A 14,469-nucleotide genomic window follows, 5' to 3' on the forward strand; every position below is an offset into this window, starting at 1 on the left:
CTCTGGTTTAATGTTTAGCTGTATAATAAGCACAATTTGACTACTAAATTTATTGAGATTGACGTGGGTAAGACGACTAATCGCCCGAAGCGGCTCAAAGCCATAGCGATTTGAAAAGAAAGGCAACCCTTCTACTAATTACCAAATTGACCCGGTTGACTCCACAACATTGCCTTCATTTTTACTTTTGCAATTAAGGGGTTGAGTTCGTCTGGGCTGATGCACCACAAGCGAATGCCCTGATCACTGGCCTTGGTAGGCCATGAAGCCGAGTAGGATTTTAATACATGGAGTTCTTTTGTCAGATAAACGTCTTTAACTTTCACCGTCAATAATTAGCTGAATCGAACATGAAAACCAAAACTCTGCTATTCATAGCGGGTGCCTTACTGGCGTTGCCATCCTGTGGCCAAACTACATCTGAAAACACAACGGCTTCTGGGCAGACGAGTCCCGTAGAAACCAAAGAGCCTAACTCGGACTATAAACCTGCTTTTGCGGGCCAAACCCGGATCGCTGGCGTGAAGTCGACCACCAACTACGAAGGCAAAATACTTACAGAAGCGCTAAAATTTCCATGGGGAATAGCAACCCTACCCGATGGTCGGCTGCTCATTACCGAGCGGGAAGGGACGATGCGCATCGTCACGCCAGCGGGAAAGGTGGGAGAAGCTATTGCGGGACTTCCAAAAGTTAATTCATCCGGCCAGGGAGGCCTGTTGGGAATTCGCGTTGACCCGGCTTTCAAGACGAATCGAATGGTCTACTGGGTGTTTTCGGAACCAAGCCCTGAGGGAAATCTGACGGCAGTTGCCAAAGGTAAATTGTCTGCCGACGAAAAAAAGATGGAGGGTGCAACAGTCATTTATCGGGCCACACCCGCTTACAAAGGGAATCTGCACTACGGCGGCCGTATACTTATTGCTCCAGACGGCAATCTGTTTATCAGCACCGGAGAGCGTTCGGATCTGGTTACCCGGCCACAAGCCCAGTCGCTCAATTCAGGCTTGGGAAAAGTCATTCGGATAACGAAAGAAGGCAAACCCGCTGCGGGTAATCCATTTGCCAGCCAGGCCGGTGCTCGACCTGAACTGTACTCTTATGGGCACCGGAATGTACAAAGCCTGGCTTTCGACCCGGTAACAGGCGATTTGTGGGAAGCCGAATTCGGGCCACGAGGAGGGGATGAACTAAACCATATTCAACCCGGCAAGAATTACGGCTGGCCAACCATTACGTATGGGATCGAATACAGTGGCGAAAAAGTAGGCAATGCCATTCAGCAAAAAGAAGGTCTTGAACAACCGGTCTATTATTGGGACCCGGTCGTTTCGCCAAGTGGCATGACGTTCTATAGCAGCGATCGTATCCCGGAATGGAAAAACAATCTTTTCATTGGTTCCTTAAGTGGGATGCACGTTCTAAGACTTATCCTTAAGGATAACAAAGTAGTCGGCGAAGAACGGCTGCTAGCGGATCAATATCAGCGTTTCCGGGATATAACCCAGAGTAACGACGGAGCCTTATACGCGATTACTGACCAGGGAAGGTTATATCGCATCGATAAGAAGTAATGTCCACCACTCATCGATCGTCATGTAGCTAGTTCTGCTTACGATTGGTTTTAGCCATCCGCCTATCCAGATGATGTGCTGCCTTTAGGCAGCTATCATCTGGATAGGCGATGATACCTGAAGAGTACTTAGTGATGCAATAACCTTAGCTCAAAAGAAAGTAATCAGTGTATGGCCAACTTATTTGAGCGAGTAAGCTTTAACTGTGTTGTGAAAAAAGGTGGGCACGAACAACATTTTTGTCGCTGCACTATAGCCAATATCAGCCGAGTTTATTTTCTGAGTGGAAGTATCCATTTTTAGCTCAGACTTGCCATCAGCATGAATGTACCAGACTTTTCCGGCCCACTCGGTCACTATATAGGTCTTGTTTCCCAGGGCCACAATCCCATCAATACCGCCCGAAACCTTGGCAATCGTGCTGAGTTGTTTGGTCACAGGATTTAGACTCAACAGGGTGCCGTCACCGTTGCCAATTAGTAATTGATTGTTCTCAAACAGGAGTCCATTGGTACCTTTGAGCGGTTCACCAGCTAAAACAAGGCTGGTTTTTCCATTGGTTATGGCCCACACTTTACTGTCGTTTGAGTCGGTGACATACACCACCCCTTTTTTGGTGTCAACGGCAATATCATTGAGAAATTTAGCGCCTTCAATTGGATATCGGTTCAGAATCTTTCCCGTAGCCAGGGCAATTTCGGCAACCTGTGTCATTTCGGTCACGTACAGCTTATCCCCCAGGATACCCATTCCTTTGGTCGAATTGAGGTTGTCCGTAAATTTCAACTGAATCACCTTACCATCCAGACCTACTTTGGCAATGTAGCTACTTTTGTTCTCCAAGGCTGGACCGCCATTGATACAGGCTACATACAGGACCTTCTGGCCGGGATCAACTAAAACGCTTTCGGGTGTGCGGAGCGTAGTATCGCTTTCCCAAACAGGCTTTAGCTCAACAGATTGGGCCTGAACCAAAAAAGTCAGGCTAACTAATAGACTGGGCAGTAAAATAAGGAATGGTTTTGCCATGAGTTGTCAGGATTTGAGAAATGAAAATAACGCTAGGCTAGGTTTCAATAGGCGAGCAATTTACCGATTATCTGTCAATTATCGTATGCTACGAATTACAGTTAACAATTATCAAAACCATTCAATAGTAACGATACCAGCTTGCCCTTAAAACCGTTTAATCGGCTGTTAATACTTGTCGTTTTCCAAATCCAGTTACAGCCTATCAAATAGAGCCGTTAACTTTAATTTAATCATTCTATGAAAATTGGACAAGACCCTTGCCCAGCAACGCTAGGTATAGTTCGTCAGACGAGTAGACCTGACGCTTACTTATAACCCAGGCCCGCTAGTGCTTGCCAGTGGCCACAGGGCCGCTATCCAGCAACGGCTTAGCAAAAAAGGAGTCCCAGGAAACACAAGACAGAAACGAGCCGCAGGGATATCCCTACTTACCTTTTGCTGTTGAAGACGATGTATGATTAATTCGCCAGACCAATCTGACGAACTACTAAACTCCATGGTACTATGTCTTCATCTCACCTTGCTCCTTTAGCTTACCTGCTTAGCTATGCTAACGCCCGAACTCCATCCAAAACAAACCGGCAGAATCAGTCTAGTCAACCCTGGTTATCACACATTGGGAAGCGCGGGGTAGCCTACTGGTTGATTTGCCTGCTCCCTGGTGCCCTTTGGGCTCAACCCACTAACTATGTCGCTAATGTGGCCAATGCCACTGCGCCCGCCACCAACAACACCTTCATTGGCCCTCAAGCCGGTCAACACTCCTCAGGCTATGACAATGTCTTGATCGGCTACCAGACAGGCGATAGCAGTGCCGGTCATCGCAACCTATTTGTTGGCTATCAGGCGGGCCTGATTAATACAGGCGATTACAACATTTTTATTGGAGCCTCCACCGGGGTGGCTAACACCAGCGGGTCTAACAACCAATTTATTGGGGAGGGGGCCGGGGCGGCCAACACCACTGGGGGCAGCAACACCTTCATAGGTAGCTCCGCGGGGCTCTCGAATCGAACTGGCAGCAGCAACTGTTTCATAGGTTACTGGGCTGGCCTATACAATACCACAGGCGTGGCCAACACGTTCTTAGGAGCCTCCGCCGGCAACAGTAACCAGACGGGAACCAACAACACCTTTGTGGGCACCGGCTCGGGGTCACAGAACAATACGGGGCAGCAAAATACGTTCCTGGGCCAAGCTGCCGGGGGTAGTAATACGCAGGGCAGTCAGAATACCTTTGTGGGCGCCGGGGCGGGCTATCGCAATACAACAGGCTCCAGCAACACTTTAGTGGGCCACCAAGCTGGCCAGTACATTACCACCGGCAGCCACAACATCATTGTAGGCCCTAATTCCGGAACGGCCATTACCGATGGCAGCGAAAACGTACTGATGGGTTACAACAGTCAGGCTGAGGATGGTATTTTCAATGGCATTGCCATCGGTTCCAATAGCCGGGTAGCCAGCAGCAATGCCCTAATCCTGGGTAATGGGGTGAATGTAGGCATTGGTACCTCAGCGCCAACCGACCGCCTGGAGGTGGTGGGTCCATCGGCGGACAAAAGCGGTCTTCGTCTGACTAAGCTGACCACTGCCAGCCCTACCCAGCGCACCACCGATGAGTTTCTAACAGTGGATGAACGGGGGGAAGTAGTCAAAGCAAAGTATCAACTACGCATCAACCAGGTCAGTGAGTGGAGCGACCATGTCTTTAGTTCGGGCTATAGTCTGCGTACCTTGTCAGCGGTGGCTGCTTATGTTGGTCAACATGGTCACCTGCCCGGTGTCCCTTCGGCAGAACAGGTGATCAAGGAAGGGGTTGATCTAGTCAAGATGAATGCTACCTTGCTGGAAAAGGTAGAGGAGTTAACGTTGTATAGCATTGAACAGGATCAAAAAGCGCAGCGACAGGGCGAACGAATTACTCAATTAGAGCAACTCGTTAGGCAACTTCTTGAGAAGAAGTAAGCTGGCTAATTAAGGATTAACTAAAAAACGCTCAGGCAGTAGGTCAGGGCTTTTTTTCATTATAAATACGGTTCTTCTTAAGGTTGTAGCTGATGTTAGTCTATCTCAAATAAGGCACCCAAGTGAGACGAGAAGCATTAATATTGGGGCGTTTAGGGAGACACTTTAGCGACTAAAATAGGCAAGCTCAGGGATAATGACTGCTAAGGCGGATTGACACATCATCTAATAGCATTAAGCTAGCCCCCGAACAGATAGACTGATTGTCAAAATGTGTCAGATTTTCCCACTTTTGTATCAGTTCAGACCGGCGCTCTTGTTCAAACTTTGCCTCATCATTTAAACTACAATAAAGATGAGCAAAACCATTCTAATTACCGGTGCATCTCGTGGCTTTGGCCAACTGTGGACCAAAGCCTTTCTGCAACAAGGCTATCAGGTAGCCGCCACCGCTCGGAACCTGGCCAGCCTGAACAAATTGAAAGCTCAGTTTGGTCCCCAATTGCTACCCATTCAATTGGATGTGACCGACCGAGGGGCGGCTAGCCGGGCCGTAGAGCAAACCAAGACGCAGTTTGGCCGCTTGGACGTACTGATCAACAACGCGGGCTATGGCCTCTTTGGTAGTGTCGAAGAAACCAGTGAACAACAGGCGCGCGATCTGATGGAGACCAACTTTTTTGGCTTGCTCTGGCTGACCCAGGCCGCCTTGCCCATCATGCGTGAGCAAGGTTATGGCCACATCATTCAGGTATCCAGCGTATTGGGGCTGATCACCTGGCCTAATGTGGGGCTTTACAATGCCTCCAAATTCGCCGTTGAAGGCCTGAGCGAAACGCTAGCTTCAGAAGTAACCGACTTTGGCATTCACGTTAGCCTGGTGGAGCCAGCCCCCTATGCCACCGACTATGCTGGCTCCTCGGCCGTAATCACCCAACCTTTAGCAGCTTATGCCCCCCTAAAAGCAAGATTACAGGCCTCATATGCCGACCTCTCCGTGGGTCAGCCCGAAGCTACTACTGCTGCGATTATCCAGCTTATTGAGAGTGAGCAACCACCGCTGCGGCTGCTGCTTGGCAAACTTGCCTACCCCTTAGTTAAACAAGGCTACGATAGTCGGTTTGCCGAATGGGACGCCTGGGAACAGGTCGCTACGGCCGCACATGGCGATTAACAAACAAATCCGGATAAATCTACACCGATTTTCGGTGTAGATTTATCCGGATTATTGACTTCTATACCTGACACATGCTTCATTTCAACACCCTAAGCGCCATGCGCCGTCAGCTGGGCCTCACTCCGCCCGAGCATCCTCAACTGGCCCTGGAACGGGGGCTGCAACGATGCCCTCTGGATGGAGAAGCCTTTACGACCGATTGCTACGGAATCATGTTCAAAAAACTCAAAGCCGGCGTCATGTTGTATGGGCGTACAGTCTATGATCATGCCAACGGCGCGCTGTCGTTTGTGAAGCCTCGGCAACGAATTGAGTTTCGTAACCTGGAGGTCGAGGAAGATAGTTTCTTGTTGTTTGTGCATGAGGATTACTTTTTGGGTCATCCGCTGCACGAACGAATTGGCCGCTACTCGTATTTCGATTACGAAGTGAGCGAAGCGCTACACCTCTCTCCGCGGGAAGAACAGATCATCTGGGACCTATTTATGAAGATCGAAACCGAGTATTACAGTAATCCGGATGAGTACAGTCGGCTGATTATCCTGACCCACCTGGACTCGCTATTGACGTATGACCAGCGCTTTTACAAGCGTCAGTTTATCAACCGCACCGAGTTATCGGGCCAAACGGTGTCGAAGTTCAACCAAGCGTTATGGGTTTATTTCAGGGATGGCTTACTGCAAACCGAGGGCTTGCCAACGGTACAGCAGTTGGCCGCTCAATTGAATGTATCGTCCCGCTACCTGAGCGATCTGCTCAAGCAGGAGACTGGCAAAACGGCCATCGAACTGATTCACATTGGCCTGATTAATGAAGCGAAGAATCGGCTCAAGCAGAACGAACTAAGTATCTCGGAGATCGCCTATACGATGGGTTTCGATAACCCCTCTTACTTTTCAAGGCTCTTTAAAAAGGAAGTGGGCCTCACCCCACTCGGGTTCAAAAAGGGACTGGTTGACTAGGCTGGTCAGGTAGTGATCATCGAAACAGACATCTTAACGGTTCGGACAGAACGCTACCCAAAAGTCAACGCTTTTTTAAGCTTTCTTAGTTACTGTGCACTACTTATTCTCACAAAAGGCTCCGGCATGGGACAAAGATGGCTTTGCGCACCCCGTAATTCGGGCGTTATTTTAAATACGGCTACTCTAAATTGCTTAGAAAAACGTCAATTTAGAGTAGCCGTATTTAAAATAACGCCCTATTTTGTATATCAGGCGATCTTTAGTTTTGCCCGATACCGGCTTAGGGTTTCACGCGTTATGCCCAAATAACTGGCGATGTATTGCAGGGGAACTCGTTTAAAAATTTTAGGATGCTCATCGACTAAAGCCCGGAAGCGCACTTCCGGATGGTCTATGAGAAATGCCGCTTCACGTTTTTCGGCCCGAATAAATTGATCTTGGGCGATGATCCGCCCAAGCTTTTGCCAGGCAGGAAAATGATCATAGAGCCACAATACATCGTCATAAAAAAGCTCGATCAATTGGGTGTCTTCCAGGGCTTCAATATACAAGGCCGAAGGTTCCTGAGCGAAGAAGCCGGCAAACGAACCGACGAGGCCGTTTTCAAATATAAAATCTTTGCATACCTCCCGATCTTCGAGCTGGTAGTACGAGCGAACGGAACCCCTCTCAATAAAGGCAATACTGGTACAGGCATCACCGGCTTTGAGAAAATGATCTCCCTTTTTTACCAGTCGGGTGTGCAGCACATTCGCCAAAGCGGCCTTTTCTTCCGCCGATGGATTAATTAGTCGCTCGATGTTAAATAAGACGCGCATAAAATGGTATGGGTCCGTGAAATCCTAAATATAAGATATCTGATTCATCTGTCCCACCCCCCCTGTATGAATTGCTGAAATTGCTGAATGAACTGTAGAATCCATTCATTTTATTGAATGACTCATCACCCAACTTAACAACAAATGGCTAATTATCAATAATTTATCTCAACGGAGCTTTTGCAACTCTTTTTTAAGATTTCAGCAGCTTTTGTGATTTGAATCAAATAGAGAAGACCCGACACGGCCTTTACTTTGCATCAACAAAAACAAAAAACAACATGAACAACACAAACACGTTAGTGTCCCAAAACCACGAGCAGCTTATTGTGCTGACTACCCTGATTACCCTGCAGATTCCGACTGCGGCTACTGAAGGTCGATATGCGGTTTGGGAAGAGATGGTACCACCGCTGGCCGGTCCACCACCCCACAGTCACCCCGACGAAGAGATTTTCTATATCATCGACGGCTCATTTGAGTTTATGCTTCACGAACCTAATAACCTAATTCCTGCCACAACGGGGGCCGTTGTCCGCGTGCCGGCTCATGCGCTGCATACCTACAAAAACGTGGGTGCTACAACAGGGAAACTGCTGACGATTGCTATGCCGGGCAAACTAGAGGCTTATTTCCGGGCCGTTGGTAAACCGGTCGCATCAGCACAGGACATCCCCGATCTGACGCAGGTGCCCGATTTTGCCAATCTGGATGTGGCCGATTTTTTGCGACTGGCTCCTCAGCACGAAGTTGCGTTTTATCTGCCCCAAATGGCCGTCTAACGGCAGCCAAAGCACCGCAAAACAAATTAAACGTTGTTGGTCTATGCAGCCTTGTTCCACTCGTTCTGCCTTGCCTGAAAACTCTCTTTCGGCTACCTTTAAACCAAAAACCAAACAGATGGTAACCGTCGAACGGATAAAAAACGCGGCTGGCGACATCTACGCGATTCTGAGCTACGAGCCCAACAAAAACTACCTGCTGATGAAGTGGGTGGGTTACTCCTCTGAAGATGAAGTGAAGCAAGCTTCGATGAAGATGATTGCCTGGCAACAGAGTGAGGGCGTTGCCAAAAACTGCCGCGTTCATGTCCACGACACAAAGGAAATCGAGGGAGCCTGGGTTGGCGTTGTTGACTGGATCAACAACGACATGTTTCCCCGTTGTTATCAGGCAGGCTTACGCTATAACCTCAGTATCACCTCGCCTGATCTGTTCTCAAAATTGTCGTCGGTAGCCTTGCAACAGCAGAAATCTTGGCAGGTGCCGACCATCCTATTTGAAAGTTTAGTCCAGGCTGAACATTGGATCAGTCTGCACATCAAACCTTTGTAGATTCTCAATTTTCAATTCCAGGTTTTCTGACTCAAAAGGTCAGCCAGAACCACTATGTCTACTTTTTCACAGCAAATACACATTCAGATAAACATGAAAACGACTAAAACGTTGTTAAGAGGGGGTTGCGTCGTCACCATGGACGAGCAAGGCCACGTTTTTAAATGCGCTGATGTACTCATTACCGGCGAAAAAATTACAGCAATCCAGCCAGATATTGACGCCGACGACTGCGTTGTACTTGATGCCAGCCACCAGATTGTTATGCCTGGTTTCATTGACACACATCGCCACGTTTGGGAGAGTGTAATTCGTGGCACCGCAGGTAATTATTCACTCATGGAATATCTGCAGCATATTCTGGGACCGCTGGCTGCTTCGTTTCGGCCGCAGGATGTCTACACGGCCAATTTACTAGGCGCTCTTGAAGCCCTGGACGCGGGTATTACCACCTTGTTTGACTGGTCGCACATTATGAACTCGCCCGACCATGCCGACTGTGCCATTGCCGGTCTGAAGGAGTCGGGCATCAGAGCCGTGTTTGGGTATGGAACGCCCGGCACCTCCGTATGGGAGTGGTTTTATGAGAGCAAGCTCACGCACCCAACGGATATCGAACGCCTGTGTCAGCAGCATTTTAATTCTTCCGATCAGTTGGTTACCCCAGCGATGGCCATTCGGGGACCGGAATATTCCGAGTTTGCCGTGGCTGTTAAGGATATAACCATGGCCCGGCGGCTTAATCTACCTATTTCGATGCATGCGGGTTGTGGCACATTTGCCGGTAAATATCAGGCTGTTCAGCAATTAGCCACTGCTGGATTGCTGGGACCAGATCTGAATATTGCCCATGGTAATTACCTGACTATCGAAGATTTTACCCGGCTTGCCGACAACGGTTGTTCGGTGTCGATTACGCCCGAAGTGGAAATGCAAATGGGCCTGGGTTTTCCGGCCACGGGCAGGGCCATGGCGGGTGGAATAGCCCCCTCGCTGGGTGTGGATGTGGTTTCCGGCGTCAGTGGCGATCTGTTCACGCAAATGCGGATAGCGCTGCAAACCGAACGGGCCCTGGCCAATGATGGGCTTCTACGCGTTGGCGAAATGCCCCAGCACATATCCCTGACTATGGCTGACGCCTTAACATGGGCTACCGTCAACGGAGCCAAAGCCCTGAATTTAGACCGGAAAACGGGCTCGTTGACGCCGGGCAAACAGGCCGATTTGATTATGCTGAATACTACCAAGATGAATCTCTCGCCCATGGCCGATCCGATAGCCGCCATTGTTTCACAAGCTAACGCAGGTAATGTCGATTCGGTATTTGTGGCGGGGAAAGCCGTTAAGCGCAATGGCCAATTACTCCATCCGCAACTAGATTCCATTCGGCAGCAGGCCTACAAAACGGCGGGATATCTGGTCGAGAAGGCCCTTATGACAAGTATGGCGCAAGTTTAACCGTCTGGCCAAGAACCTATTCTAATCGAATTTAAGCAACTTCAGGTAGCCTTGCTACGCATCAAAAACCAACAACAATCATGAACCTTAAAACAATCAACCCTTGGCAATGGCAAAATAATTTTGGCTACGCCCAAGCCGTAGAAATCACTCAGCATCAGGGTACCTTATACTGTGCAGGCCAGGCGGCAATAGATGCCGACGGCAATCCGGTGGGCGGCAGCATGACCGAACAAGTGCAGCTTAGTCTGCAAAATTTAGAAACCGTTATCAATAAAGCGGGCTACCACCCGGCGCACATCATCCGTTTAAATTTGTACACCACCTCGATTCCGGATTTCTTCGCAGCTTATGGGACACTCATGGCCTGGTTACAGGCGCACCGGGTAACGCCATCCTGTACGCTGGTTCAGGTAGAGGCTCTGGCGTATCCGGCCCTCACCATCGAAATTGAAGCTACGGTCGTTCGCTAAAGCTTACCCAGCACAAACATCTCCCTTTCGACGTATATACTATATCGTTACCAAAAAAATGCCTCAATCCTTCTGGTATTTTGCTGGAGCGATCCACAACAGTAAATACCAACTTATTAATTATCCCATGAATTCTCTAACACGCTTATGTATAGCCGCTAGCCTTATTAGTCTGGCAGCCTGCTCCACGCCGGCGAGTGAAGGGGTTGTCCTTGTATTCAATGACCCAAATCCTCAATGGGGTTACGCATCGGGCCGGGTGGTCGATTGGCAGAACAAGCCCATCGAAGGGGCCAAAAGTACAATCAATAACACGGGTGGCGTGGTCTGGTCAATAACCTATTCAGCTATACCGACGCCTTTGGCAAGCTCGGTACGGGTGGCGGTCTACTGAGCGGCTCGTATTATGTGCGGAGACACGTTACGGTCAACTACCTGAATTATCCTTTCAAACTGGCTTTGTTTGTGGAGGATGACAACACGTTTTCGCCCGAAGCGAGGGCCATAAAAAACCTGCTTCTGGCCATTGCTGGCACCCGGTCAACCTTCGGTGATAGTGGCTTGTACTTATGAGCTCGGATTGCTACCGGGGTTCACTGGGCGTGACGACGTACTGGATAACGGGCAATTGCCCCAGTTGGAATGTAGAAACCCGAACCCTTCGTGCTGAATTACTGATTTATCCTGGATAGCGCTTTGCCATGATCCGCAGTCATCGCGTATATCAAGTAGCGAATGACTATTCTGCGTGTCAACAGAACGTAATTAAACAAGTGGCAACCCATTTTAATGAACTACAGGCGGGTAAAGAACTGCTATTCAAACGATCTATTGGCTTAATAGAAAAATGAACGCGCTAGGTTATGAGAAAGTCAGTAATTTTAAAGGTCATGATGAGTAAATGAAATGAGCCGTTTAAGGATTAATGATGTAGGATTGAGAGTGGTGGGTATTAGCCTGTTGACGGCTATATCACTATTGAGTGATGATATAATCCGGCAACCCTTGACTGGCCTGGTGCTGGTAACAATGGGGCTCAAAGGCCTTTACATTGGCTTGCTCTGGTACTTGAACCGAGCTATTATTGCCCGATTCCGATCCGTATTTGCCAGCCGGCACCGCCCCGGTCAGCGCATCGTTGTTAGCTTTCTGAGTTGCTTACTGGCCACTACTGCATTTTCCTGGCTTTACGATGCTTTTCGCTATGGTATAATTGAGGGAAGTTTTGCCAGCTTTAAACCCAATGGCCGGGTGGTTAGCCTTGGCTTGGGGAGCGTTACGATCCGAATGAGCGCCTATGGAATGGATTTTATTCATGGCATGACCATCGCTATTTTCTTCCTAATCATCTACGAATTGTTCTTTTACCGACAAGACTCCCTACTGTATCAAAAGCAACTCATTCAGTCGGAGAAAGAGAAGGAGCAATTGCGGATTGCCAATATGCAAAGCCAGCTCGATGCACTGAAACAGCAGGTAAACCCCCATTTTCTGTTCAATTCACTAAATACTCTTTCGGCCCTTATCAGTGAGGCTCCCCAGCAGGCTGAACAATTCGTGGATAAACTAAGCGGGGTTTATCGGTACGTATTACGGGCCAATGAGCAGCATTTGACCACGTTGGATGCTGAACTCCAATTCATCGACGCCTATTATCTTTTGTTGCAAACCCGGTATGGTCAAGGGCTTGCCATGGTGGTAACGGTCGATGAAAGCCGTCGTCAGGGCCAGATTCCGCCGTTAACATTACAGCTTCTGGTCGAGAACGCAGTTAAGCACAATGTTGTATCGCCCAAACGTCCGCTTATGATTGACATTACTATCGACGAACGGGGTCAGTTGGTGGTTCGAAACACGCTGCAACGCAAAACCACGCGGCCCGGCGAGGCTCGCATTGCTTCGAATGGTGTGGGTTTAACGAATATTGTTGCCAAGTACCAGATGCTGAATCTACCCCAGCCCAGCATTGAGGAGGGCGACGGCCTGTTCACCGTAAGACTTCCCTTGTCAACCAATACCGAAAAGGATAAATAAATATAGATTAATAGGAATCAGGCGCTTAAGAGGGGGCCACTAGTGTAAAATTCTACCGATCTGAAAGCGTACCTTTCCTTCGATGAGGTGAAAAGCTCGTCTTTCCGGGTGTGAGCAAGACAAGGGAATCCGCTCCAAGCCCTACTATCATGTCAACAATGGCGATATTTCCTGCAGTAGTATCGTAATAAAAGGCACCCAGCCCTACAATTCACCCCCTCATTTAGTCAGGTCAGTACGATCATACGGCAGCCGATACATAGTTCCCTACTACTTGAAAGGCAATAGAATCAATTTTGGCCTTCATCAAACCAATTCAGGCCATGTTTCGTCAAATAATCTTGTTGCTTTTCCTGGGAATTTCAGCCGTCGCACAAACACCAACAGAAACGGCTACCACACGGTTTACAAACCAGTTGGTAGCCGTTTATAATACTGGCGATTCTATCAACTTTAAGACATATTTTGCTGGCCTAACTGCCGATCAGGCTCAGATCACAGCCAACAGTCACCGAATGCACCGGGAGTTTGCCCAGATTGGGCCGGTGCAACTCAGGCAAACAGTAGGCATATCGCCAACGCGAACTGAGCTGCTGCTTAAAACGAATGCCTATGATTCCTGGTGGAAACTAGTTGTACTCACGGATAGCACGAACCATTTCAAGGAGCACCATATGTGGCCGGTCCGCCTTTCAAGTGAAGGACTGAGTTCAGCCAAGCTTACGGAAACGCAGATCCTGACCGGTATCGACACCTATATCACTAAGTTGCAATCCAAACATGTATTTGCCGGAAATGTCCTCATCGCCCGCAACAATCAGGTCATTTATGCGAAATCATGTGGTAATAATCCTCAGGGAAGGCCCAACTCCAAGGACCAGCCGTTCAATCTGGCCTCCCTGGGTAAGCTGTTCACCTCAATTAGTATATTGCAACTGGTTGATTCAGGTAAGCTTTCGCTCAACGACAGCGTCGGAAAGTTTATGCCCGAAATAAAGAATAAAGCCCTCCATTCAATAACGATACGCCAACTACTTACCCATACCAGTGGCATGGGCGATTTCTTTGAAAACCCGGCTTATCAGCCAGAAGCGGGCAAAGTGATTACCCGTGAGGAATTCCTGCCAGCCATTGAAAACGATAAGCCGCAATTTCGGCCTGGTGCTGCTTTTGGGTATAGCAATACGGGTTTCTTACTACTGGGGCTGCTCATTGAAAAAGTAACCGGCTCCAGCTTTGCAGACTTTGTCAATAAAAATACCCTCTTGCCCGCCGGAATGCACCAGACAAGCCTTGACAGTGGAGCCGGGGGCGGCTTCTCTACCAGCTCGGATATTTACAAATTTGCGCAGGCGATCCGAAGGGGGAAACTGCTAAAAAAGAAAACTCAGGAGCAGTTTTTAACCGAGCATACACCCGATTGGGGCCTTGGCCAAGAATATCAGGCGTTAGGCGGGGAAGTGGTCACAGGCCATAGTGGTGGCTATATTGGTGTTTGCACGGAGTTGAATATGTATCGCTATAGTGGCTATACCGTAATTATCCTGTCAAACACGGAGCCCCCTTACGGCCACTTCGTGTCGGATAAGATCAAAGAAATGATCCTGTCGAAATAGCAGATAAACCACAAAGTCC

General features: G+C 48.7%; 14 protein-coding genes. 12 read left to right on the top strand and 2 right to left on the bottom strand.

Annotated elements, in window-relative coordinates:
• Positions 1 to 350 precede the first annotated feature (350 nt).
• Positions 351 to 1,574 (top strand): PQQ-dependent sugar dehydrogenase, encoded by a 1,224-nt coding sequence (locus SD10_RS26305; RefSeq protein ID WP_046578149.1) that lies wholly within the window; start codon positions 351 to 353, stop codon positions 1,572 to 1,574.
• Between the two features lie 180 nt (positions 1,575 to 1,754).
• Here SD10_RS26305 and SD10_RS26310 read toward each other — a convergent pair whose 3' ends face one another.
• Positions 1,755 to 2,603: an SMP-30/gluconolactonase/LRE family protein gene (locus tag SD10_RS26310; protein ID WP_046578150.1), complete on the bottom strand. Its 849-nt coding sequence runs from the start codon at positions 2,601 to 2,603 to the stop codon at positions 1,755 to 1,757.
• Positions 2,604 to 3,110: 507 nt separating this feature from the next.
• On the opposite strand from SD10_RS26310, the gene SD10_RS26315 reads away from it, so the two are divergent.
• From SD10_RS26315 to SD10_RS26325, 3 genes are all read left to right on the top strand, one after another.
• Positions 3,111 to 4,574: an autotransporter outer membrane beta-barrel domain-containing protein gene (locus SD10_RS26315; RefSeq protein WP_052731300.1), complete on the top strand. Its 1,464-nt coding sequence runs from the start codon at positions 3,111 to 3,113 to the stop codon at positions 4,572 to 4,574.
• Positions 4,575 to 4,929: 355 nt separating this feature from the next.
• Positions 4,930 to 5,748 (top strand): SDR family NAD(P)-dependent oxidoreductase, encoded by an 819-nt coding sequence (locus SD10_RS26320; RefSeq protein WP_046578151.1) that lies wholly within the window; start codon positions 4,930 to 4,932, stop codon positions 5,746 to 5,748.
• Between the two features lie 74 nt (positions 5,749 to 5,822).
• The gene (locus SD10_RS26325) at positions 5,823 to 6,713 is read left to right on the top strand and encodes a helix-turn-helix domain-containing protein (RefSeq protein ID WP_046578152.1); all 891 of its coding nucleotides are present in this window, start codon (positions 5,823 to 5,825) and stop codon (positions 6,711 to 6,713) included.
• 251 nt (positions 6,714 to 6,964) lie between these two features.
• Here the strand turns inward: SD10_RS26325 and SD10_RS26330 are convergent, their stop codons facing one another.
• Positions 6,965 to 7,534, bottom strand: a complete 570-nt coding sequence (locus tag SD10_RS26330; protein ID WP_052731301.1) for a Crp/Fnr family transcriptional regulator — start codon at positions 7,532 to 7,534, stop codon at positions 6,965 to 6,967.
• Positions 7,535 to 7,815: 281 nt separating this feature from the next.
• Here SD10_RS26330 and SD10_RS28945 point away from each other — a divergent pair, with 281 nt between their 5' ends.
• From SD10_RS28945 to SD10_RS26365, 8 genes are all read left to right on the top strand, one after another.
• Positions 7,816 to 8,316, top strand: coding sequence for a cupin domain-containing protein (locus SD10_RS28945; RefSeq protein ID WP_052731302.1), 501 nt, complete (start codon positions 7,816 to 7,818; stop codon positions 8,314 to 8,316).
• 43 nt (positions 8,317 to 8,359) lie between these two features.
• Positions 8,360 to 8,869, top strand: coding sequence for a hypothetical protein (locus tag SD10_RS26340; protein WP_227699075.1), 510 nt, complete (start codon positions 8,360 to 8,362; stop codon positions 8,867 to 8,869).
• 93 nt (positions 8,870 to 8,962) lie between these two features.
• A complete protein-coding gene (locus SD10_RS26345; RefSeq protein WP_046578155.1) occupies positions 8,963 to 10,327 on the top strand; it encodes an amidohydrolase family protein in 1,365 nt (454 codons plus the stop codon).
• Between the two features lie 80 nt (positions 10,328 to 10,407).
• Positions 10,408 to 10,800: a RidA family protein gene (locus SD10_RS26350; protein WP_046578158.1), complete on the top strand. Its 393-nt coding sequence runs from the start codon at positions 10,408 to 10,410 to the stop codon at positions 10,798 to 10,800.
• 127 nt (positions 10,801 to 10,927) lie between these two features.
• Positions 10,928 to 11,194 (top strand): hypothetical protein, encoded by a 267-nt coding sequence (locus tag SD10_RS26355; RefSeq protein WP_148562515.1) that lies wholly within the window; start codon positions 10,928 to 10,930, stop codon positions 11,192 to 11,194.
• Between the two features lie 14 nt (positions 11,195 to 11,208).
• A complete protein-coding gene (locus SD10_RS29760; protein ID WP_158500598.1) occupies positions 11,209 to 11,373 on the top strand; it encodes a hypothetical protein in 165 nt (54 codons plus the stop codon).
• A gap of 333 nt (positions 11,374 to 11,706) precedes the next feature.
• Complete coding sequence (locus SD10_RS26360) at positions 11,707 to 12,834, top strand: sensor histidine kinase (protein WP_046578165.1); 1,128 nt, start codon at positions 11,707 to 11,709, stop codon at positions 12,832 to 12,834.
• A 323-nt stretch (positions 12,835 to 13,157) separates the two neighbouring features.
• Positions 13,158 to 14,450 carry a serine hydrolase domain-containing protein gene (locus SD10_RS26365; protein WP_046578168.1) on the top strand — a complete coding sequence of 431 codons (1,293 nt, stop codon included), beginning with the start codon at positions 13,158 to 13,160 and terminating at the stop codon, positions 14,448 to 14,450.
• Positions 14,451 to 14,469: the final 19 nt, after the last annotated feature.

The sequence above is a fragment of the Spirosoma radiotolerans genome, from assembly GCF_000974425.1.
GTDB lineage: Bacteria > Bacteroidota > Bacteroidia > Cytophagales > Spirosomataceae > Spirosoma > Spirosoma radiotolerans.